Here is a 22,184-nt window from a genome sequence, read left to right as displayed (position 1 = left end):
TCTGGTGCTCGTCCGGCGACTGCACGCTCGGCGTTGCCGGGACATTGACGCCGGTCATCGGCCCATCCTCAGGTCGTTGTCGATGAAGTCGAAGAGCTCGTCGGCCGTGACGGCGTCGAGCCCGAGGTCGTGCTCCTCGTGGGCGCCGGTCGCGGCGGGTCCGCCGGGCGCCGCTTCCTGCCATGCCGCGAGGAGGGCGGTGAGCCGGCCGGTGACGGCGGCGTGCTCCTCGGGGTCGGCGGCCGCCGTGGCCGCGCCGGGGGCGGTGACCTCGGCGAGCAGTTCGTCCACGCGGGTGCGCAGGGATGTGCCGGGTTCCGCCGCGGGGCGTGCCGGCGGTGTCAGCCGGCCGCGGATGTGGCGGGCGGCCGCCTGGGGCGTCGGATGGTCGAAGACCAGTGTGGCCGACAGGCGGAGTCCGGTGGCCGTGTTGAGCCTGTTGCGCAGTTCCACGGCGATCAGGGAGTCGAAGCCGAGGTCCTTGAAAGCCGCTGCGGGACGGACCCGTCCGGCTTCGGCCGGGGGCAGTCCGAGCACGGCGGTGGCCTGGGCGAGCACCGTGTCGAGGACGATCTTGTCGCGCATGTCGTCGGTGGCGGACTCGGCGAGGCGCCGGACCAGGTCCGGTTCGCTCGGGCCGGCCGGGGCGGGGGTGTCGGCCGTGGTGGCGCGGCGCAGCGGGACCGCTTCGGTGACGCCGTGCAGGACGGCCGGCAGGATCGCGGCGTTGCGGCGGAGCAGGGCGAGGTTCCAGCGGGCCGGCAGGAGCACGGCTTCGGGGGACCGCATCGCCGCGTCGAGCAGGGCGAGTCCGTCCTCGGTGCGCAGCGGGGTGAGTCCCGCCGAGGACATGCGTGCGTGGTCGGTGTCGGCGAGTCCGGCGGTCAGACCGGACTCCTGCGCCCACAGACTCCACGCCAGCGACTGCCCCGGCAACCCCTCCGCACGACGCGACTGCGCCAGAGCGTCCAGGAACACGTTCGCCGCCGCATAGTTCGCCTGACCCGCAGCACCCAGCACACCCGACATCGACGAGAACAACACGAAAGCCGACAGATCCAGCCCCCGCGTCAACTCATGCAGATGCCACGCCCCGTCCACCTTCGGACGCAGCACCGACTCCACACGCCCCACCGACAACGACTCCACCAGACCGTCGTCCAGAGCACCCGCCGCATGCACCACCGCACCCAGCGCACGCTCCGCACCCACCGACGCCAGCAGACCACCCACCGCACCACGGTCCGACACATCACACGCCACCACCCGCACCGACACCGCACCCGCGGCCTCCAGCCCCGCCACCAACTCCGCAACCCCCGCCGCCGCACCCCCACTCCGCGACACCAGAACCAGATGACGCACCCCATGACGCACCACCAGATGACGCGCCACCACACCACCCAACATCCCCGTACCCCCCGTCACCAGCACAGCCTCCGACGGATCGAGGGGGCGGGGGAGCGTGAGGACGACCTTGCCGACGTGCCTGGCCTGGCTCATGTGGCGGAAGGCGTCGGGGGCGCGGCGGATGTCCCACACGGTCAGGGGGTGGGGCCGCAGGACGCCGCGTTCGAAGAGGCCGACGATGTCGGTGAGCATCTCCTGCATGCGGTCGGGACCGGCCTCGGGCATGTCGAAGGCGCGGTAGGTGACACCCGGGTGGCGGGCCGTCACGTCGCCGGCGTCACGGATGTCCGTCTTGCCCATCTCCAGGAAGCGGCCTCCGTCGGCGAGGAGCCTCAGGGAGGCGTCGATGTACGGGCCTGTCAGGGAGTTCAGGACGACGTCGATCCGCCGGCCGGCGGAGCGCGGGATCTCCTGCTCGAACGCCAGGTCCCGTGAGGAGGCGAGCCGTGAGGCGTCCAGGCCGAGTTCCCTCAGGGCGTCCCACTTGCCGGTGCCGGCGGTCCCGTAGACGTCGGCTCCGAGGTGGCGTCCGAGCTGCACGGCGGCCATGCCCACGCCGCCGGCGGCGGCGTGGACGAGGAGCGTCTCGCCGGGGCGGATCCCCGCGAGGTCGACGAGGGCGTAGTAGGCGGTCAGGTAGGCGATGGGGACGCCGGCGGCCTGTGCGAAGGTCCAGTCGCCGGGGAAGCGGACCACCATCCGGTGGTCGGTGACGGCGACGGGTGCGAAGGACCCCTTGAACACGCCCATCACGCGGTCGCCGGGGGCCAGTCCGGTGACGCCCGGTCCGGTCTCGGTGACGACGCCGGCTCCCTCGCTGCCCATGACCTGCTGGTCCGGCACCATCCCGAGGGCGAGGAGCACGTCGCGGAAGTTCATTCCGGCCGCGCGCATCGAGACCCGCACCTGCCCGTGGGCGAGCGGTGCGGCGGCGTCGGGACAGGTCTGCGGGGCGAGTCCGTCCAGGGTGTTCCCGGAGGGTTCCAGGCGCCACGGGGTGCCGTCGGGGGGCAGCACGAGGCCGTCCGTGTGCGGCGCCGCCTTGAGCACCGGTACGTACGGTGTGCCGGCGCGCAGGGCGAGTTGCTCCTCGGCGGCGGCCCACCGGGCGAGGGCGTCCGCCGAGGCCGGGGTGTCGTCGATGTCGGCGACGCCGAAGCGGCCGGGGTGTTCGGTCTGCGCGGAGCGGATCAGGCCCCACACGGCGGCCGCGGCCGGGTCGACGGCCGTGGCCACGGGACCGGCCTGGACGGCGTGGCGGGTGAGGACGACCAGGCGGGAGGCCTCGCATCCTTCGGTGGCCAGCCACTGCTGGACGACGGCCAGGACGTGGCCGACGGTCCGCCGCACGCGGTCCGCGTCACCGGTCGCGGGTTCGCGGTCGCCGCGGCCGGGGCAGGGGACGAGGACCGTGCGGGGCGCGGGCGCCCCGGCCCGGAGGGCGGCCGCGAGCGCGCCGAGGTCCGGGTAGGCGTCGTCCTGCGTGCCCGGTATGGCGGGCCGGAGCGCGGCCGGGCCGACGAAGGCGGTGGCCGGCCGGTCCCCGGAGCGTTCGGCGGTGCCGGTGCCGGACCGTGCCTCCCACTGCGGCCGGTAGAGGCCGTCGCCGCCGGGCGTGCGCACCGGGCCCAGGCTGTCCTTCGGAACGGGCCGGGAGACGAGGGCTCCGACGGTGGCGACGTCGAGGCCGCCGGCGTCGTACAGGCGTATCGACACGCCCTCGCCGTCAGGGCCGGGGGTGACGTGCACCCGGAGGTCGGTGGCTCCCACCGCGTGCAGGGCGACCCCCCGCCATGCGAAGGGCAGGGTGACCTCGCCGTCGTCGCCGCTCCGGCCGCCCGTCTCCGCGGCGTGCAGGGCGGCGTCGAGGAGCGCCGGATGCAGCCCGTAGGCGCCCGCGGCCTCCCGCTCCGGACCGTCGAGGGCGATCTCGGCGAAGGTCTCGTCGCCGCGGCGCCAGAGTGCCCGCAGTCCCCGGAACGCGGGACCGTAGTGGTAGCCGCTCTCCGCGACCTGTTCGTAGAACCCCGTGAGGTTGACGCGCTGCGCGTCCTGCGGGGGCCATGGGCCGGGTTCCCGGTCCGGGGCGGCGGCTTGCGGGGAGAGGAATCCGTACGCGTGGCGGGTCCAGGCGTCCGCGGCGTCGCCCGTCCCGGGCCGGGACCAGACGCCGACCTCCCGCCGGTGGTCGTCGTCGGGACCGCCGACGACCACCTGGACGTGGACGCTCTCGTGTGCGGGCAGCGCCAGGGGTGCGTGCAGGGTCAGTTCGTCGAGCGCCGGGGAGCCGGCCTCGCGGCCGGCCCGGACCGCGAGCTCGACGAAGGCCGTGCCGGGCAGCAGCGGGGTGTCTCCGACCGCGTGGTCGGCGAGCCAGGGGTGGCTGTCGAGGGATATGCGCCCGGTGAACAGGTGGCCCCCGGAAGCGGGCAGGTCCGTCGAGGCGTTCAGCAGCGGGTGGCCGGCCGAGCGGAGCCCGGCGGCATTCACGTCCGCCGTGGTGTGCTGGTCGTACGCCGCGTACGGGTAGCGCCGGCGCTGGAAGGCGTACGTCGGCAGGGGTACGCGGCGCGCGCCGGCGGGGAAGAGCCCGGGCCATGCCACCGTCGCTCCGGCGACGTGTGCCTGTGCCACCGAGGTGAGGAAGCGGGCCGGGCCGCCGTGGCCGCGGCGGAGCGTGCCGATGACCGGTGCGGCCGGGTCCGCCGATTCCAGTGTCTCCTGGGCGCCGACGGCGAGGACCGGGTGGGCCGACACCTCCACGTACAGGTGGTTCCCGCGGGCCGCGACGGAGCGCAGGGCCTGCTCGAACAGGACGGTCTGCCGGAGGTTCGCGTACCAGTACGCGGCGTCCATCGTCTCCGTGGCGATGGCGTCACCGGTCACCGAGGAGTAGAGGGGGATCGCGGCGGGCCGCGGGGCGATGCCTTCCAGCACGCGGACGACCTCGTCCCGCAGCCTGGCCATGCCCGGGGAGTGCGAGGCGTAGTCGACGGCGATCCGGCGTACCCGCACGCCGTCGGCTTCGCAGCGGGCGGTGAGGGCGTCGAGCGGACCGGTCGCCCCGGAGACGACGGTGGAGTGGGGGCCGTTGACGGCGGCGACGGCGAGGCCGTCGTACCCGGCGACGAGGTCGCGCGCCGCCTCTTCGGGGAGGGCCAGGGAGGCCATCGCGCCTTCTCCGGCGACCTGGCGCAGTGCGCGGCTGCGGAGGCAGACGACGCGGGCGCCGTCCTCGAGGCGGAGCGCTCCGGCGACGACGGCCGCGGCGATCTCGCCCTGGCTGTGTCCCACGACGGCCGAGGGCCGGATGCCGTGCTCCTCCCACAGGGCGGCCAGCGACACCATCATCGCGAAGCAGACGGGCTGGACCACGTCCACCCGGTCGAGCAGCTCGCCGGCGTCGGGGGCGCCGACGACGTCGGTCAGCGACCAGTCGACGTACGGGGCGAAGGCCTTCTCGCACTCCTCCATGCGGCGTGCGAACACCGGTGAGGACGCCAGCAGTTCCCGTCCCATGCCCGGCCACTGAGAACCCTGGCCGGGGAAGACGAACACCGCGTCCCGGGTGCCGGCGGCCACACCGCTGACGACGCCCGCGTCGGGGGCTCCGGCCGCCATCGCGTCCAGCCCGGTCAGGAGCTCCTCCCAGCCGGCTCCTACCAGCACGGCCCGGTGGTCGAACAGGGAGCGGTGCGTCGCCAGCGACATGCCGACGTCGGCGGGGGTCAGTTCCGGGTTCGCCCTCACGTGGGCGGCCAGCCGCTCCGCCTGTCCGCGGAGCGCGTCGGCACCGCGCGCGGACAGCGGCAGCGCGACGACGGGGTCCTGCGCGGAGCCGGTCGCGGTGTGCCGGGGGGTGGTGTGTTCGGGTCGTGCGGGGGCCTCTTCGAGGACGATGTGGGCGTTGGTGCCGCCGATGCCGAAGGAGGAGACCCCGGCCCGGCGCGGGCCTGCGCTCTCCCAGGCGGTGAGCTCGGTGTTCACCCGGAACAGGTTCTCGTCCAGACCCATGCCGGGGTTGGGACGGGAGTAGTGGAGACTGGGCACCAGCGTGCGGTGGTGCAGACACAGCGCCGCCTTGATCAGACCCGCGATCCCCGCGGTCGTGTCGGTGTGACCGATGTTCGTCTTCACCGACCCGATCACGCACGGCTCCTCACGCGGGGAGGCGCCGAACACCTCCTGCAGCGCCTGGATCTCCATCGGGTCACCGATCGCCGTCGCCGTCCCGTGCGCCTCGATCAGCCCGATCGACGCCGGCTCCGCACCCGCCGCGGCCTGCGCCGCCGCGATCACCCGGCTCTGCCCCGCGACACTCGGCGCCATGAACGCCACCTTGTCCGAACCGTCGTTGTTGACCGCACTGCCCCGGATCACCGCGTAGACCGTGTCACCGGCCGCCACCGCGTCCGACAGCCTGCGCAGCACCACGACGCCGGTGCCGTTGGAGAACACGGTGCCGTCGCCGTCGGCGTCGAAGGCCCGGCAGTGGCCGTCGCGGGAGACCACGAGCCCGTCCTGGTGCAGGTAGCCGTGCTCCAGCGGGAAGGTCAGCGAGGAGGCGCCGACCAGCGCGATGTCGGACTCGCCGCGCAGCAGGCTCTCGCGCGCCAGATGGGCCGTCACCAGACCCGTCGAGCAGGCCGTCTGCACCGTCATCGCCGGGCCGGTCAGGTCCAGCTTGTGCGCCACACGCGTCGCGAGGTAGTCGGGTTTGGTGCCGGTCATGGACCGGTAGAAGCCCGCAAGGTCTCCGGGGTCGAGACGGCCGCGGGCTTCGAGGCCGGTGCCGCCGAAGACGGCGACGTCGCCGTCGAAGGCCGCGGGAACGATCCCCGCGTGCTCCAACCCCTGCCACGCACACTCCAGGAACAACCGGTGCTGAGGATCGATCGTCTCCGCCTCCGCCGGCGAATACCCGAAGAACGACGCATCGAACAGATCCGCACCCTCCACACACCCCTTCGCCCGCACATACGCCGGATCCGACACCAACTCCTCCGCAACACCCGCCTCCCTCAACTCCTCCACCGAGAACCGCCGGATCGACTCCACACCACCCCGCAAGTTCTCCCAGAACACCCCCACATCCCCAGCACCCGGAAGACGACACGCCATACCAATCACCGCAACCGGCTCATCCACCACCCCCCGCACACGAACCGCCGGCACCGGAACAGCACCCGGCACCACCCCGCCCAGCCGCCCCTCCAAGAACTCCGCCAACCGCCCGATCGTCGGATGCCGGAACACCTCCGCCAGCGGAAACTCGACCCCCAACTCCTCACAGATCAAACGATGCGCACGCGTCGCCGTCATCGACGTCGCACCCAGATCGAAGAACCCCCGATCCGGATCAAGACCCCCCACACCACCCAGCAGCCCACCCCACACCCGCAACAACACCCCACGCACACCAGCCGGATCCGGAACAGACACCACACCCGGCACAGGCGTCGCGTCCGTGTCGTCGTCCACGGGCAGCCGGGTCAGCGCGAGACGGTCCACCTTCTCGTTCGGCGTATGCGGCAACGACTCCAGACACGTCACCCGCCGCGGACGCATCACCGCCGGCAGACACCGCTCCACACACGCGAACACCGCCCCCGACACATCCCCGCCCACCACCGACGGCACCACGAACACCTGCACATACGCATCACCAGGCACGTCCTCACGCACCACAGCCGCGCACTCCAGCACCGACGACAGCCCACCCACCACCGCCTCGATCTCACCCAGCTCGATCCGATGCCCCCGGATCTTCACCTGATGATCCACACGACCGCAGTACTGCAGACTCCCGTCACCCCGATACCGCACCACATCACCCGACCGGTACATCCGGCCACCCGGCTCCACAGCCCACGGATCAGCGACGAACCGCTCCCCCGTCAACTCCCGACGACCCAGATACCCCCGCGCCACTCCCCGCCCACCGATCCACAACTCCCCCCGCACACCACGCGGCACACACCGCCCCGCACCATCCAGCACATACAGACGATTACCGGCGAGGGGGTCACCGAGCGAGACGACGCCGTCCGTCAGGCGCCAGGCCGAGGACCACACGGTGGTCTCGGTCGGGCCGTACATGTTGGTGACGGTGCCGGTGCAGAGGCCCAGCAGCTTCTCGGCCAGGGCGCGGTCGAGGGCTTCGCCGCCGACGATCATGTGGTCGAGCCCGGCGATCAGGGCCCGCCCGTCGGCGTCGGCCAGGAGCATCCGGGCCAGCGACGGGGTGCACTGGAGGTGGGTGGGCGCGTGGCTCCGGTGCGCGGCCCAGTCGGCGACCGAACCGTCGGCGACGACGACCCGGTAACCACGCGTCAGCGTCCACAGCAGTTCGAGGGCCGATATGTCGAAGGAGGGGCTGGTGACCGCGAGCCAGGTGTCGCCGGCGCCGCCTCCCACGCGTTCGTCGATCGCGTCGCAGAAGTTGGCGAACTGGGCGTGCTCGATCATCACGCCCTTCGGCCTGCCGGTCGAGCCGGAGGTGTAGATGACGTACGCCAGGTCGCCGGCGCCGGGGGTGGAGGCGTCCTCGACGGAGTCGTCCGTCGGGTCACCTGCCTCGGAGACGGAGACGGGGACGGAGACGGTGACGGGCACGGTGTTCACGGTGGCGGGGTCGAAGTCGCCCACGGTCTCGGGACGCGTGATCACGATCCGCAGACCGCTGTCCTCCCGCACATGCCGCAACCGCTCCACCGGATACGCAGGATCCAGCGGCACATACGCACCACCCGCCTGCCACACGGCCAGCATCGCCACCACCGTCTCCGCCGACCGCGGCAGATGCACACCCACCAGCACCTCACGCCCCACACCCAGCGCCCGCAACCGGCCCGCCAACACCACTACCGCGTCCCACACCTCCCGATACGTCAGATCACGCCCACCATCCGACAACGCCACCGCACCAGGCACCGCACCCACCCGCGCACGCACCCGCTCCAGCGCCGACACCACCGGAACCACAGAACCGGCCGGAGGAAGCACCCCACCCCCGCGCACGGCAAGCCACTCCCGCTCCCCGGCACCGAGAAGATCCAGATCCCCCACAGCCGTCCCCGGCTCCGCCACCGCAGCCGACAGCAACGTCCGGAAGTTCTCCACCAGACGCTCCGCCGACGCCCGGTCCAGCACATGCGACTGGAACTCCAGCTCACCCAGCAACCCACCACCCGCACCCCGCGCGACCAGGGTCAACCCCAGCTCGAACTTGGCGACGTCCTCCAGGCCTCCGTGGGTGCTGTGCGGCGTGTCCGGCGTCCAGACGTCGTCCGGCCAGGCGGGAGCGGGGAGGGCGAGGTAGTTGAAGGCGGCGCGGAAGAGCGGGTTCCCTTCGTCCGCCCGCAGGTGCGGGGCGGCCCGGACGAGCTCGGTGAGCGGAAGGTCCTGGTGGCGCATGAGGCCCAGTACGCGGGGCTGCATGGTGGTCAGGAGGTCCCGGAACGCGGGATCCCCGCTCAGGTCGCACCGCAACGGCAGCGTGTTCGCCAGGAACCCCACCGTGTCCGCCGTATCCGCCCGACGATTCGCCCAGATCGTCCCCACCGCAAAGTCCCACTGCCCGCTGTACCGGGCCAGCACCACCGCGAACGCACTCACCAGCACCGTGTACGGCGTCACCGACGCCGCCACCGCCAACTCCTCCACACCACGCCGCAACCCGTCCGACAGAACGAACCCGACCGTCCCGTCAGCCGACCCCGCACCGTCCGCACCGCCCACCGGCTCGCAACCGTCCACCAGCTCCGGCAACTCCAGACGAGCCACCCCCGCCAGCTCACCCGCCAGGAACGCCACACCCTCGGCGAACCCACCCTCCTCCACCCGCGCACGCTCCCACCGCGCCCAGTCACCCAACTGGACACCCACCGCACCCGCCACCGGAACACCACCCGCGGCAAACGCCTCACACGCCACGAACAGATCACGGAACACCACACCCGCCGACCACCCGTCGGTCACCGCATGGTGCATGGTGAGGCAGAGGATCTGCCCGTGCGGGCCGGCATCGACGACGAGGAGCCGGAACAGCAGTCCCCCGGTCAGCCGGAACGGTTCGCGCTCCTCGTCGCGGATCAGTGCGGCCGCGGTCCCGGCGTCCGACGCGTCGGCGAACCGCAGCGGCGGGTCGTCGGACGTGGCGTCGACGAGCTGGACGAGTTCGCCGTCGCGCAGCCCGAGCCGGGTGCGCAGCGCCTCGTGGCGGTCCATCACCCAGCCCAGGGCACGCGTGAGCACCTCGGGGCTGACCGGCCGGGAGGTGCGCAGGGCGGAGCGGGTGTTGTACCGGGCGGTTCCCGGGTCCATCTGTTCGAGGAACCACAGGCGCTGCTGCCCGTCGGTGGCCGGGTGGACGTCGCGCTGCGCCGCGCGTTCCACGGCCGGCCCGGCGGGGGCCGGAGCCGCCTCGGCGAGGATCTCGAGCAGGTGACGCGCCACGGCCCCCGGCGTCGGGTGCTCGAACGCCAGGCCGGACGCGAGCGGCAGACCGGTGTACTCCTCGAGGCGCTTGGCCAGTTCGGTGGCCATCATCGAGTCCAGGCCGCAGTCCCGGAAGGAGGCGTCGGCCGGGACGGTCTGCGGGGCGCCGAGCAGGGCGGTGGTCGCGTGGCGGGTGAACTCCGTCAGGGCGTCGAGGCGTTCGGCGGCGGGGACCGACGCGAGCGGGGCCGCGAGGCCGGTGTGTCCGGCCGGTCCGTCGGCCGGCCGCCGGTGCGGAGCGCGATCGGGTACGGGTGTCCGGTGGTCCGTGTCGATCCAGTAAGGGGTGCGCTGGAAGGCGTAGGTGGGCAGGGAGGCCGTGAGGGTCTCGGTGTGGGGATGGGTCTGCCGGAGGTCGATGCTCCGGCCGGTGGTGTGCAGGTGGCCGACGGCCTGGGCGAGTGCCGCGTTCTGGTCGGGTGTCCTGCGGGGCTGCTGGGAGGCGATCCGGTGGATTCCGGGGGCCGGGTGGGAGGCGGCGAGTGCGGTGAGCGCGGGAGTGGGGCCGATCTCCAGGAGGCGGCCGATGCCGTGGTCGACGAGTACGGAGAGCGCGTGGTGGAAGCGGACGGTGTCGCGGGCCTGCCGTACCCAGTAGTCGGGGGTGAGCATCGCGTGACCGGGGCGGGAGCCGGGGGTGACCCGCTCGCCGGTGACGGTGGACACCACGGGGGTGTGCGGCGTCCGGTACTCCAGTGTGCCGAGGACGCCGCGGAACTCGTCGAGCATGCCGTCCATGTGCGGGGAGTGGAAGGCATGGGAGACGTCGAGGGACCGGGTGCGTCGGCCGAGGTCCTCGAAGTGCCCGGCGACGGCGGCGACGGCGTCGGCGTCGCCGCTGATCACCGTGGACCGGGGTCCGTTGACGGCGGCGACGGCGACGCGGCCGTCGAGACCGGTCAGCCGCGCGAGCACCTCGTCCTCGGAGGCGGCGAGCTGGGTCATGCCCCCGCCCGCCGGGCAGGCCTGCATGAGCCGGGCGCGGGCGGCGACGAGGCGAGCCGCGTCGGGGAGGTCGAGGATTCCGGACAGGTGTGCGGCGGTGATCTCGCCGAGGGAGTGGCCCGCGAGGGCGTCCGGTGCGACGCCCCACGACTCCCAGAGCCGGTGGAGGGCCACCTGGTACGCGAAGAGGGCGGGCTGGGCGTACCGGGTCTCGTGGAGGAGACCGGCCTCGGGCGAGCCCTCGGGGGCGAAGAGGATCTCCTGGATCGGGCGCGGCAGGTGCGGGTCGAGGGCGGCCGTCACGGTGTCCAGCGCCCGGGCGAAGCGGGGGTGGACGCGGGCGAGGTCGTACCCCATGCGCGGATGCTGGCTGCCCTGTCCGGTGAAGAGGAAGGCGGTGTCCGTGTCGGTGGCGGTGGCGACCGCCGTCGTGGGGGGTGTGTGGCCGGCGGCCAGGAGGTCGAGCTGCCGGATCAGCTCGTCCGTGCTGTGCGTGGTGACGGCCGCGCGGCACGGCAGGTGGGTGCGGTCGTGCGCGGTGGTCGCGGCGAGGGCGGCGAGGGAGGTCGCGGAGCGGTCCTCCAGCCAGCGTGCCCAGCGGCCGGCCTGTGCGCGCAGCGCGGTGTCGTCGCGACCGGACAGGAACACCGTGTGGGCGGGGGCGGGTTCCGGCCTCCGGTCGTCCTCCGCGCGCGCCTCGCCGGGTTCCGTCCGTCCGCCGCCGGATACCGCCCGGTCGTCGCCGGGCGCCGGGCGTCCGTCGCCGGGCCGCCGCGTCGCGTCGTCCCCGGGCCGCGCGGCGGAGGGCGCCTCCTCCAGGACGACGTGGGCGTTGGTGCCGCTGAGGCCGAAGGAGGACACACCTGCCCGACGCGGCCGCGCCGCATCCCTCGGCCACGCACGCGCCTCACCCAGCAGATGCAGACCACTGCCCTCCCAGTCCACATGCTCACTGGGCACCTCGGCATGCAACGTCCGCGGCAGACACTCGTTCTCCAACGCCAGCACCATCTTGATCACACCGGCCATCCCCGCAGCAGCCTGCGCATGACCGATGTTCGACTTCACCGACCCCAGACACAACGGACGCCCCGCCTCACGCCCCGGACCGAACACCGCCGCCAGAGCACCCGCCTCGATCGGATCACCCAACGACGTACCCGTCCCATGCGCCTCCACCGCATCCACATCACCCGCCACCAGACCCGCCGACACCAGCGCGTCCTGGATGACCCGCTGCTGGGCGGGGCCGTTCGGCGCGGTGAGTCCCTGGCTGCGGCCGTCGTGGTTCACCGCCGAGCCCCGGATCAGCGCGAGGACGGCGGAGCCGTCACGCTCGGCGTCCGACAGCCGCTTGAGGGCGAGGACGGCGGCGCCCTCCGCCCAGCCGGCGCCGTCGGCGTCCGCGGAGAAGCTCTTGCACCGTCCGTCCGGGGCCATCCCCTTGAGCCGTGAGAACTCGACGAAGACCGCGGGGGTGCTCATCACCGTCACGCCGCCGGCCAGGGCGAGGTCGCATTCCCCGGCGCGCAGGGCCTGGACGGCAAGGTGGAGGGAGACGAGCGAGGAGGCGCAGGCCGCGTCCACGGTCATCGCGGGGCCCTGCAGGCCCAGGGTGTACGAGACGCGCCCGGACAGCACGCTGGCAGCGGTTCCGGTGCCGGCATAGCCGTCGAACGCCGCCAGATCGGCGCCCGGACCGCCGTAGTCGGATCCCATCGCTCCGAGGTACACGCCGGTACGGCTCTCACCGAGTTCGGCGGGGCGGATTCCGGCCCGCTCCAGCGTCTCCCACACCACTTCCAGGATCAGGCGCTGCTGGGGGTCCATGGACCGTGCCTCGCGCGGGGAGATGCCGAAGAACTCCGCGTCGAAGCCCTCGACGTCCGCGAGGAAGCCGCCCGCGCGGGCGCTGCTCTTGCCCACCGCGTCCGGATCGGGGTCGTACAGGTCGAGTCCGTCCCAGCGGGCGGGCAGCGCGCCCGTCGCGTCCTCGCCCTGGGAGAGCAGCCGCCAGAAGTCCTCGGGGGTGTCGACGCCTCCGGGCAGCCGGCATCCCACGGACACGATGGCGATGGGCTCGGTGCGTGCGGCGCGCTCGGCGGAGAGGTCCTCCTCCGCCTTGAGCAGCGCGCTTGTCGTGCGTCGCAGATAGGTCTCGAGCCTGTCGACATCGGACGAGGACATGCATTCACTCCAGACACTGGGGGGTGCCGCAAGGAAGCGCAGACAGGGGTTCCTCATCCACCTTCGGTCATCCCCGGGCAGCCGGTCCGGGTCGTCGACCGCTCTTCGAACCCGTCTTGAGCGGCCCCTGAGTGCATGTCCGAGACAGGGTTGCTGCCGGTCCGAAAACCCCCCGGCACGGCTCGGCGTGTGCCGTGGGACCGCGCCGGAACGGCGTCGCGGCCGGACGCGATCACGCCCACCGGACGGAGATCGCACCGGACGCGATCACGCCCCGGACGGGTCGTCCCTGGCGCGTGGCGTGCGACCGGGTGCGCTCAGTCCGTCGCGTCGCGGACGTCCGTGCCGTGCTCGGCGAACGCCTTGAAGTCCGTCATGTGCTGTCGCGACTGCTTGCGGAAGGAGCCCGGCATCAGCAGTGCCACCAGTTTCATCGGGAGGCTGCTGAACCGGTATTCGCTCTCGCTCTCCCAGAGCGTCGTCTCCGGGCCGGCTTCGGTCAGCCGGTCGCCCACGGCGCTCCACATGCCGTCGGTGACGATCTCGCGGTCGAAGCGGGCCACGCCCGCCTGCGCGAGGTCGCGCAGATCCTCCGGTTCCCGGCGGGTGACGGTCTCGGTGCACTCCATGGTCCGCCCGCCCATCTGCAGCACGACCCGCGACGTCGTGCCGGGCCGCCCGTGCTCTCCGCTCAGCGGCTCGTGCAGCACGAGGCCGCGCAGCCACTGCGGCAGGTGTGCCGGGTCGGCGAGCAGCTGGACCACCGTCCGGCGCGGCAGGGCGATCTCGATGGAGACGGTGTACTTCATGGGGCGCACCTTCGTTTCCTCGGGGCGTGCTCGTGCGGAGGCGGCGGAGGCGGAGGCGTTCAGGAGCAGCGGTGTCAGCTGCCGCGGCGGTCGTCGACGGTGACGGCGAGGTGCGGCCACCACCGGGTCAGCCGGGCCAGGTCGTCGGGGGCGGGGCCGCCCGCTGTGCGCGGCGGGTGGTCCGGGAGGAAGTGGACCGTGGTGCCGGTGGTGAGGTCGTCGGGGACCGGTCGCAGATCGGTGGTGGGCACGCCGTGCTCGTAGCGCTGGGTCCAGGAACCGCCGAGACGGCGGTTGGTGTGGGTCAGCCACGTGCTGAGGGCGGCGACGACGGACATGCCCCGGCGCGGGTGCCCGTCGGGGAGGGGCGGCGCCTCGGGGTCGTCGAAGAACCGGAGGTCCTTCGTCGCCATGACCGGCTTCCGCACCGTGCGTCCTGTGTCGTCGACGCGGGTGTCGGTCCCGCGTCCGTTGTCGGCGACGGCCACCGAGCCGTCCGGGTGGAGGGTGATCCGGCAGAGGCCGCCGTGACCGGTCTCTGCCTCGTCCGCCGCGTAGGCGACGACTTCCAGGATCAGGTGCAGGGTGCCGCCGGGGGCGAGGGCGGCCCGGTCGCGGCGGATGTGCTCCAGGTGGCCGCGGTCGACGGTGCCGGCCCAGTCGTGGGTGGTGTTGCGCCAGGTGGCCCTCGGGGTGTCCATCGCAGAAGTATGCGGCACCGTGATCGCGGACCGGGGACGGGCTTCGCCGCGTGCGTCCGGCGTGTCCCGGGGGAACGCCGGTGGGTGCCGCCGCCGGCACGCGGGCCCGCGGGGCGGTCCGGCGCTGTCAGTCGCCGCCGCCGCCCCCGCCGCCGCCGGCGTCGGTGCCGCCCGAGCCGCCGTCCGTGGTGTGGCCGCGGTCGTCGTCCAGCGCCTTGCCCATGCGGACCAGGGTGCGTCCGAGGCCGTCGGGGACGGAGCGGGGTCCGGGCGGCCCGCTCCTTGTGGAGGCGCGGACCAGGGCGGCCGCGCCGTGGAGCGCGAAGGCGGGGACGCGTCCCGTCGAGGCGGCGTCCGCGAGGCGTCGCCGCCCGGCGCGGGTGGGCCTGTGCCGCCGGGGGCCGAGCAGGCCCAGCGAGACGAGGCTCCGGACGACGTCGCCGGCCTCCGCGGAACGGCCGACAGCGTCGATCACCTGCCGCAGGGGCTTGCTCCGCGGGCAGGCGGTGACGACGGCCTCTTCCACCGGGTGCTCGCAGTGCCGGTCGCCAACGACCCGCAGACGGGCCGCCGCCAGGGACAGCGTCCCGCGCTCGACGAGGACCAGGACGGCGCTCTCCGCGACCCGCAGGACCCCGCCGGCGAGGCAGGCGTACTGGTACAGGTCCAGGTCCTCGCCCCCGGTGACGGCCCGTCCGCGTCCGGTCCTCCGTACCATCCCCGCGTCCCCCTCGCCTGCCGCCGCCCCGTGCCGCGCCTGCGGACCGCTCGGTCCGCGTGCCGGGCGCGACGGCCCGGCCGGGCCGCGGCGCGTGCCCCGTCCTCCGCGGACGGCATCCACTGTCGCCGATCGGCCTGCGGGTGTACAGCGTTCAGGTGCCCGCGGCAGGCGTGCGGGGAGCGGCTCCGCGCGGAGCGGAGGGCATGGCTCCGGGCAACTTCTCTCGGGCCGCTCTCCGTTCAGGTTCCGTCGTTCTTCGAGCATTCCTCGTTCGGGTGTGGCCATCGTGGTCGGGACGCGGGCTGCCCGCCTGCCGCCAGTCCGTCCTTGACCGTGCCGCGCGCCGCAACCGTCTGGAGAGCCATGTCCCGTCGTCTGTTCACCTCGGAGTCCGTGACCGAGGGCCACCCCGACAAGATCGCCGACCGGATCAGCGACACGATCCTCGACGCCATGCTCACGGAGGACCCGACCTCCCGGGTCGCCGTCGAGACGCTGATCACCACCGGGCAGGTGCACATCGCGGGCGAGGTCACCACCACGGCGTACGTCCCGATCGCCCAGCTCGTGCGCGACGCCGTCCTCGAGATCGGCTACGACTCGTCGAAGAAGGGCTTCGACGGCGCCTCCTGCGGCGTCTCGGTGTCCATCGGCGCCCAGTCCCCGGACATCGCGCAGGGCGTCGACACGGCGTACGAGAAGCGCGTCGAGGGTGGCTCCCCGCAGGACGGGGGCGACGAGCTCGACAAGCAGGGCGCGGGCGACCAGGGCCTGATGTTCGGGTACGCGTGCGACGAGACGCCCGAGCTGATGCCGCTGCCGATCCACCTGGCCCACCGGCTCTCCCGCCGGCTGTCCGAGGTCCGCAGGAACGGGACCATCCCCTACCTGCGCCCGGACGGCAAGACGCAGGTCACCATCGAGTACGACGGCGACACGGCGGTCCGCCTCGACACCGTCGTGGTGTCCTCGCAGCACGCGTCCGACATCGACCTGGACTCGCTGCTCGCGCCCGACATCCGCGAGTTCGTCGTCGAGCACGTGCTGAAGCAGCTGGCCGAGGACGGCATCAAGCTGGACACCGACGGCTACCGGCTGCTGGTCAACCCGACCGGGCGCTTCGAGATCGGCGGCCCGATGGGCGACGCCGGCCTCACCGGCCGCAAGATCATCATCGACACCTACGGCGGCATGGCCCGCCACGGCGGCGGCGCCTTCTCCGGCAAGGACCCGTCGAAGGTGGACCGCTCGGCCGCGTACGCCATGCGCTGGGTCGCCAAGAACGTCGTGGCGGCCGGTCTCGCGGCCCGCTGCGAGGTCCAGGTCGCCTACGCCATCGGCAAGGCGGAGCCGGTCGGTCTCTTCGTCGAGACCTTCGGAACCGCCACCACCGACGTCGAGAAGATCGAGCAGGCCATCTCCGAGGTCTTCGACCTCCGCCCGGCCGCGATCATCCGCGATCTCGACCTGCTCCGCCCGATCTACGCGCAGACCGCGGCCTACGGCCACTTCGGCCGCGAGCTCCCCGACTTCACCTGGGAGCGCACCGACCGCGCGCAGCAGCTCAGGGCGGCCGCGGGGCTCTGAGCCCCGACGGCTCCGGGCCGGGCGGGCAGGCTGCCCGCCCGGCCCGCAGGAGACAGCACCGGCGACCAGCGAACCCGAGGAGGAACCGTGAGCGTCGCGGCGCCCCGATCCACCGTCAGCGATCCTCCGGCCCGGCCCGGGACGCGGAACGCCGAGCACCTGCGCCCCGGCGCGGGCCGCTTCCCCGCGACGGGCCCGCCCGCGGTGAGCTTCTCGTTCGAGTTCTTCCCGCCGAGGACGGCCCAGGGCGAACGGACGCTGTGGGAGACGATCCGGCGCGTCGAACCGCTCGCACCCGACTTCGTGTCCGTCACGTACGGCGCCGGCGGGTCCTCACGGGACCGCACCGTGGAGGTCGCCAGGCGCCTGGTGAACGAGACGACGCTGCGTCCGGTCGCCCATCTGACCGCGGTAGGGCATTCGGTGGCCGAACTGCGCCACGTCATCGGGCAGTACGCGGACGCCGGTGTCCGCGACGTCCTGGTGCTCCGCGGCGACCCGCCCGGTGACCCGGGCGCGCCCTGGATCCCGCATCCGTCGGGGTTCACCCACGCGCACGAACTGGTGCGCCTGGTCAAGGAGACGGGAGGGTTCCGCGTCGGTGTGGCGGCCTTCCCGGAGCGGCACCCGCGCTCCCCCGACTGGGAGAGCGACATCCGGCACTTCGTGGCGAAGTGCCGGGCCGGCGCCGACTACGCGATCACCCAGATGTTCTTCCACGTCGAGGACTACCTGCGGCTGCGCGACCGGGTCGCCGCGGCCGGCTGCGACACCCCCGTCATCCCGGAGATCATGCCGGCCACCGACGTACGCCAGGTCGCCCGCTTCGCCGAACTGAGCGGCGCGGCCTTCCCGGCGCCGCTGGCCCGCCGGCTGGAGGCCGCTCGCGGGAACCCGGCGGAGGGGCACCGCATCGGCGTCGAGCACGCCACGTCGATGGCCGAGCGGCTGCTCGCCGAGGGAGCGCCGGGCCTGCACTACATCACCCTCAACCGGTCGGCGGCGACGCTCGACATCCACCGCAACGTCACCCATTCAAGGAGCACACAGCATGTCCTCGCAGTCCACCGCTGAGTTCACGGACTTCAGGGTCGCCGACCTCTCGCTTGCCGCTTTCGGCCGCAAGGAGATCACGCTTGCCGAGCACGAGATGCCCGGTCTGATGTCGATCCGTCACGAGTACGCGGCGGCGCAGCCGCTGGCGGGTGCGCGGATCACGGGTTCGCTGCACATGACGGTGCAGACGGCGGTGCTGATCGAGACCCTGGTGGCTCTCGGTGCGGACGTCCGCTGGGCGTCGTGCAACATCTATTCGACGCAGGACCATGCCGCGGCGGCGATCGCGGTGGGTCCGCAGGGCACGCCGGAGGAGCCGAAGGGTGTGCCGGTCTTCGCCTGGAAGGGCGAGACGCTGGAGGAGTACTGGTGGTGCACGGAGCAGGCGCTGACCTGGCCGGACACCGCTACGGGCGGTCCGAACATGATTCTGGACGACGGTGGTGACGCCACGCTGCTGGTGCACAAGGGTGTGGAGTTCGAGAAGGCGGGTGCGGCTCCGGATCCGTCGACGGCGGACAGTGAGGAGTACGGGCACATCCTGCGGCTGCTGAACCGGACGCTGGGTGAGAGCCCGCAGAAGTGGACGCAGCTGGCGTCGGAGATCCGGGGTGTGACGGAGGAGACGACGACGGGTGTCCACCGGCTGTACGAGATGCACCGCGAGGGCACGCTGCTGTTCCCGGCGATCAACGTCAACGACGCGGTCACGAAGTCGAAGTTCGACAACAAGTACGGCTGCCGGCACTCGCTGATCGACGGGATCAACCGGGCCACCGACGTCCTCATCGGCGGCAAGACCGCGGTCGTCTGCGGCTACGGCGACGTCGGGAAGGGCTGCGCGGAGTCCCTGCGGGGCCAGGGCGCCCGGGTGATCATCACGGAGATCGACCCGATCTGCGCGCTGCAGGCGGCGATGGACGGCTACCAGGTGACCACGCTGGACGAGGTCGTGGAGACGGCCGACATCTTCGTCACCACCACCGGCAACAAGGACATCATCATGGCCTCCGACATGGCCAGGATGAAGCACCAGGCCATCGTGGGGAACATCGGCCACTTCGACAACGAGATCGACATGGCCGGCCTCGCCCAGCTCCCCGGCATCGTCAAGGACGAGGTCAAGCCCCAGGTCCACACCTGGACGTTCCCCGACGGCAAGGTCCTCATCGTGCTCTCCGAGGGCCGCCTGCTCAACCTCGGCAACGCGACCGGCCACCCCTCCTTCGTCATGTCCAACTCCTTCGCGGACCAGACCCTGGCCCAGATCGAGCTGTTCACCAAGCCGCAGGAGTACCCCACCGACGTCTACGTGCTCCCCAAGCACCTCGACGAGAAGGTCGCCCGCCTCCACCTCGACTCCCTCGGCGTCAAACTCACCACCCTGCGCCCGGAGCAGGCGGAGTACATCGGTGTGAAGGTCGACGGCCCGTACAAGTCGGACCACTACCGCTACTGACCTCCGATCCCGGCCCCGGGCTGCGGACGCCCCGGCCCTCGACCGCTGCGCGAGCACAGGTCGAGGCCGGGACGGAACACTCGGTGTCGTGAGCCCCGCGGCGCACAGGGCCACCAGCCTTCGCGGGGCCCCGCCCGCCGGCGCCCCCGCCCCCGAGGGGTACCGGCGGGCATTCGCCGTGTCCGGCGGCGGACGGTTGCGGCCCGGGCGGTCCCGCTCGGGCCCGGCGCGGCCCGAGCGGGCGGCGCCGGTACGCGGGCGGCCCCGGTACGCGGAGAGGTCAGGCGGACGGCGCCGCCAGGTGCACCGCAGTGACCACCAGGCCGTCCGCCACGGTCCAGCGACCCGGGAAGCAGCCGTACGGGGAACCCGGTACGAGGAGCCGCGCGGTGAACGTGCCGCAGGTGCCGGCGGGCTCCGTCCGGAAGGTCAGCGACGCGTCCGCGAACGACAGCTTCCGCGGGAAGTGGGGGTGCCAGGCCTTGTAGACGGCCTCCTTTGCGCTGAAGAGCACCGTGTCCCAGCAGACGCCCGGCCGGTCCTGCGCCAGCCGTGCGAGGCACGCCCGTTCCGCGTCGTCGGCGATGTGTCCCAGCGCGCCCCCGGGCAGCGGCAGATGCCGTTCCGCATCGATGCCCAGAGCCGCGGTGCCGGTCGTGCGGGCGACCGCCGCGGCCCGGTACCCCTCGCAGTGGGTGATGCTGCCGACGACTCCGACGGGCCAGCGGGGCGCACCCGACGGCCCGGCCGGCAGGGGTGGCTCCGGCAGCCCCAGGGCGGCGAGGGCGGTCCGCGCGCAGCGCCTGGCCGTGGCGTACTCCCGGCGCCGGGCGGGCACGGAGCGGTGGACGCGTTCCTCCTCGCCGGGCAGGAGCTCTTCCGGGATGTCCGGGTCGCCGTGGGCGACGGCGGTGGCCACGCCCGGGGGGAGGAGACGTTCGATCAACGCCCCGCCCCGGCAGCGGTGGTGGACCCGCGGCGGTCCCTCGTGGCCTGGTCCGACGACGGCACCTCGACACCTCCTGGGGTACATACCGGTCCTGCGGGAACTGTAGGGCGGCGGCGCGCGGACCGAAGGGGTTCTCGACGCACTCTGGAGCCGCCCTCGAGCGACCGTCGTGACGGCAACAATGCTGTGCCACAACCGATATGAGGGAGCGTCAGACACTGGAAAGAACCGCTCCGCCGGTATATTTTCTCTCCGGGGACGCCTTGCGGCTCCGGGAGCGGAACGGGGAGGGGACGCTCGATGGACCCGGTGAACGAGGGGGGAGACGCTCGATGATCCTGGTGACCGGTGCGACGGGGACGGTGGGGCGCGAGGTCGTACGGCGGCTGCCCGAGGGCGTGCCCGCCCGCCTGCTGAGCCGCAACGCCGCGTCGGCCCCGGTCCGGCCGGCCCATGAGGCCGTCGTCGCCGACTACGGGGACGACGCCTCGCTCGGGCGCGCGCTGGCCGGCGTGCGGACGGCGCTCCTGGTGACCTGCCGGGTCGGCGAGCAGGACGACGTGCGCTTCCTGCGGGCCGCCCGCAGGGCGGGCGTGGAACGGGTGGTGAAGCTGTCGGCGGCGGCCGTGCTCGACCCGCTGGCCGACGACCTCATCACCCGCTGGCAGCGCGACAACGAGAAGGCGCTGCGGGACAGCGGCCTGGAGTGGACGCTGCTGCGACCGCGCTCGTTCATGAGCAACACGCTGTCGTGGGCGGCGTCCGTCCGCTCGGAGCGGGTGGTCAGGGCGCTGTACGGGACGTCGGCCAACGCCTGCGCCGATCCCCGGGACATCGCGGAGGTCGCCGTGCGGACGCTGACCGAAGGCGGGCACGCGGGCCGTTCCTACACGCTGACCGGACCGGCGGCCGTCACCCCCGTGGAGCAGGCGCACCATCTCGGCCAGGCGCTCGGCGTCACCCTGCGCTTCGAGGAGCTGACGCCCGAGAGGACGCTCGCGGCGCTGCGGACGCGCCACCCGGAGCCGGTGGCGCAGGCCCTCATGGCCTCCGCGCTCCGGCAGCGCGACGGGGCCAAGACCCAGGTCGTGGACGCGGTGCGCTCGGTGACCGGATCACCGGCGCGGCCGTTCCGGGTGTGGGCCGAGGACCACCGGGCGGCGTTCGGGCCGGAGCCGGCCGGGGCGGCGGCGGCGCACGGCGTGTGACGCGACGGGGGTGAGACGGGTCGGCTGACACGGGTGGGCTGACACGGAGCAGGTGACGCGGCCGGTGCCGGCGCGCGGGCGGTGCTCGCGGCGGGGGTGAAGGCCCCGCCCCGGATGCGGACCGCGCGCGGGGGCGGCGTTCGCGGGGCGCGGCGTTCGCGGGGTGCGGTCCGGGCGGTGCCGGGGACCGCGCACGTGGCCGGAACGCGTCGGCGTGCACGGGACGTCCCGGGCGCACCAGGGGAATCCCGGGGCTCTCCCGTCACTTCTCGTGCCGGGGTGCGGTGCCTCGCCCGCGTCCGGCGACGGGCGGCACCCGACGGCGGCCGGCAGCAGAATGCCGCCGGTGCGGGCGACGCACCGACGGCACACTGGGGCTGTCCGGTCAGCCGGTCTTCCTCCGGATGTACCGCTTCTTGCCCGCCTGGCCGCTCATGCTCTTCACCTTCATGCGGCCGTCCTCGTGCGCCTGCTGGGAGCGGGTCTGGTTCTGCTTGCGCTCCAGCGCCTCGCGGAACCGGTCGCGGGCGGACTTCTCCTCGGCGTTGTTCTCCGGCGTCTCCGCCATGTGCACCTCCTGTGTAGGGGGACGGTTCCAGCCTGGCCCACGGATGGGGTGCGGACGAGGCTGGATTTCGGACGCATCACGCGCC

Annotated in this window: 10 protein-coding genes; 4 read left to right on the top strand and 6 right to left on the bottom strand. The window is 73.1% G+C overall.

Annotation, left to right across the window (positions count from 1 at the left end; all coding sequences use genetic code 11):
- Window positions 1–54 precede the first annotated feature (54 nt).
- The 4 genes from IAG43_RS33795 to IAG43_RS33780 form a co-directional block, all read right to left on the bottom strand.
- A complete protein-coding gene (locus IAG43_RS33795) occupies window positions 55–13,098 on the bottom strand; it encodes an amino acid adenylation domain-containing protein (protein ID WP_425508662.1) in 13,044 nt (4,347 codons plus the stop codon).
- A gap of 260 nt (window positions 13,099–13,358) precedes the next feature.
- Entirely contained in the window at window positions 13,359–13,850 is a 492-nt protein-coding gene (locus IAG43_RS33790) for an SRPBCC family protein (protein WP_187744958.1), read from the bottom strand.
- Window positions 13,851–13,924: 74 nt separating this feature from the next.
- A complete protein-coding gene (locus IAG43_RS33785) occupies window positions 13,925–14,551 on the bottom strand; it encodes an ATP-binding protein (RefSeq protein WP_187744957.1) in 627 nt (208 codons plus the stop codon).
- A 127-nt stretch (window positions 14,552–14,678) separates the two neighbouring features.
- On the bottom strand, window positions 14,679–15,269 hold the full coding sequence (locus IAG43_RS33780) for a TIGR04222 domain-containing membrane protein (protein ID WP_187744956.1): 591 nt from the start codon (window positions 15,267–15,269) through the stop codon (window positions 14,679–14,681).
- 366 nt (window positions 15,270–15,635) lie between these two features.
- Between IAG43_RS33780 and metK the strand changes: the two genes are divergently transcribed.
- The 3 genes from metK (at window position 15,636) to ahcY (ending at window position 19,374) form a co-directional block, all read left to right on the top strand.
- The gene (gene metK, locus IAG43_RS33775) at window positions 15,636–16,859 is read left to right on the top strand and encodes a methionine adenosyltransferase (protein ID WP_187744955.1); all 1,224 of its coding nucleotides are present in this window, start codon (window positions 15,636–15,638) and stop codon (window positions 16,857–16,859) included.
- A gap of 159 nt (window positions 16,860–17,018) precedes the next feature.
- Window positions 17,019–17,933 carry a methylenetetrahydrofolate reductase [NAD(P)H] gene (gene metF / locus IAG43_RS33770; RefSeq protein ID WP_187744992.1) on the top strand — a complete coding sequence of 305 codons (915 nt, stop codon included), beginning with the start codon at window positions 17,019–17,021 and terminating at the stop codon, window positions 17,931–17,933.
- Complete coding sequence (gene ahcY, locus IAG43_RS33765) at window positions 17,911–19,374, top strand: adenosylhomocysteinase (protein WP_187744954.1); 1,464 nt, start codon at window positions 17,911–17,913, stop codon at window positions 19,372–19,374. Before metF ends, ahcY begins: the two co-directional genes overlap by 23 nt.
- A 280-nt stretch (window positions 19,375–19,654) precedes the next feature.
- On the opposite strand, the gene IAG43_RS33760 is transcribed toward ahcY, so the two are convergent.
- Complete coding sequence (locus IAG43_RS33760) at window positions 19,655–20,320, bottom strand: 4'-phosphopantetheinyl transferase family protein (protein WP_187744953.1); 666 nt, start codon at window positions 20,318–20,320, stop codon at window positions 19,655–19,657.
- Window positions 20,321–20,655: 335 nt separating this feature from the next.
- On the opposite strand from IAG43_RS33760, the gene IAG43_RS33755 reads away from it, so the two are divergent.
- Window positions 20,656–21,531: an NAD(P)H-binding protein gene (locus tag IAG43_RS33755; RefSeq protein WP_187744952.1), complete on the top strand. Its 876-nt coding sequence runs from the start codon at window positions 20,656–20,658 to the stop codon at window positions 21,529–21,531.
- A gap of 385 nt (window positions 21,532–21,916) precedes the next feature.
- Here IAG43_RS33755 and IAG43_RS33750 read toward each other — a convergent pair whose 3' ends face one another.
- Window positions 21,917–22,099, bottom strand: a complete 183-nt coding sequence (locus IAG43_RS33750; protein ID WP_187744951.1) for a DUF5302 domain-containing protein — start codon at window positions 22,097–22,099, stop codon at window positions 21,917–21,919.
- Between the last annotated feature and the right edge of the window lie 85 nt (window positions 22,100–22,184).

The sequence above is a fragment of the Streptomyces genisteinicus genome (assembly GCF_014489615.1).
GTDB lineage: Bacteria > Actinomycetota > Actinomycetes > Streptomycetales > Streptomycetaceae > Streptomyces > Streptomyces genisteinicus.
This window is presented reverse-complemented; position numbering and strand designations above follow the sequence as displayed.

Bases quoted from the DNA above. Each gene is read 5' to 3' on its own strand.
- IAG43_RS33755 (WP_187744952.1), top strand. From the start codon at position 20,656: ATGATCCTGGTGACCGGTGCGACGGGGACGGTGGGGCGCGAGGTCGTA.
- IAG43_RS33780 (WP_187744956.1), bottom strand. From the start codon at position 15,269: ATGGTACGGAGGACCGGACGCGGACGGGCCGTCACCGGGGGCGAGGAC.
- IAG43_RS33785 (WP_187744957.1), bottom strand. From the start codon at position 14,551: ATGGACACCCCGAGGGCCACCTGGCGCAACACCACCCACGACTGGGCC.
- ahcY (WP_187744954.1), top strand. From the start codon at position 17,911: ATGTCCTCGCAGTCCACCGCTGAGTTCACGGACTTCAGGGTCGCCGAC.
- IAG43_RS33790 (WP_187744958.1), bottom strand. From the start codon at position 13,850: ATGAAGTACACCGTCTCCATCGAGATCGCCCTGCCGCGCCGGACGGTG.
- IAG43_RS33795 (WP_425508662.1), bottom strand. From the start codon at position 13,098: ATGAGGAACCCCTGTCTGCGCTTCCTTGCGGCACCCCCCAGTGTCTGG.
- metK (WP_187744955.1), top strand. From the start codon at position 15,636: ATGTCCCGTCGTCTGTTCACCTCGGAGTCCGTGACCGAGGGCCACCCC.
- IAG43_RS33750 (WP_187744951.1), bottom strand. From the start codon at position 22,099: ATGGCGGAGACGCCGGAGAACAACGCCGAGGAGAAGTCCGCCCGCGAC.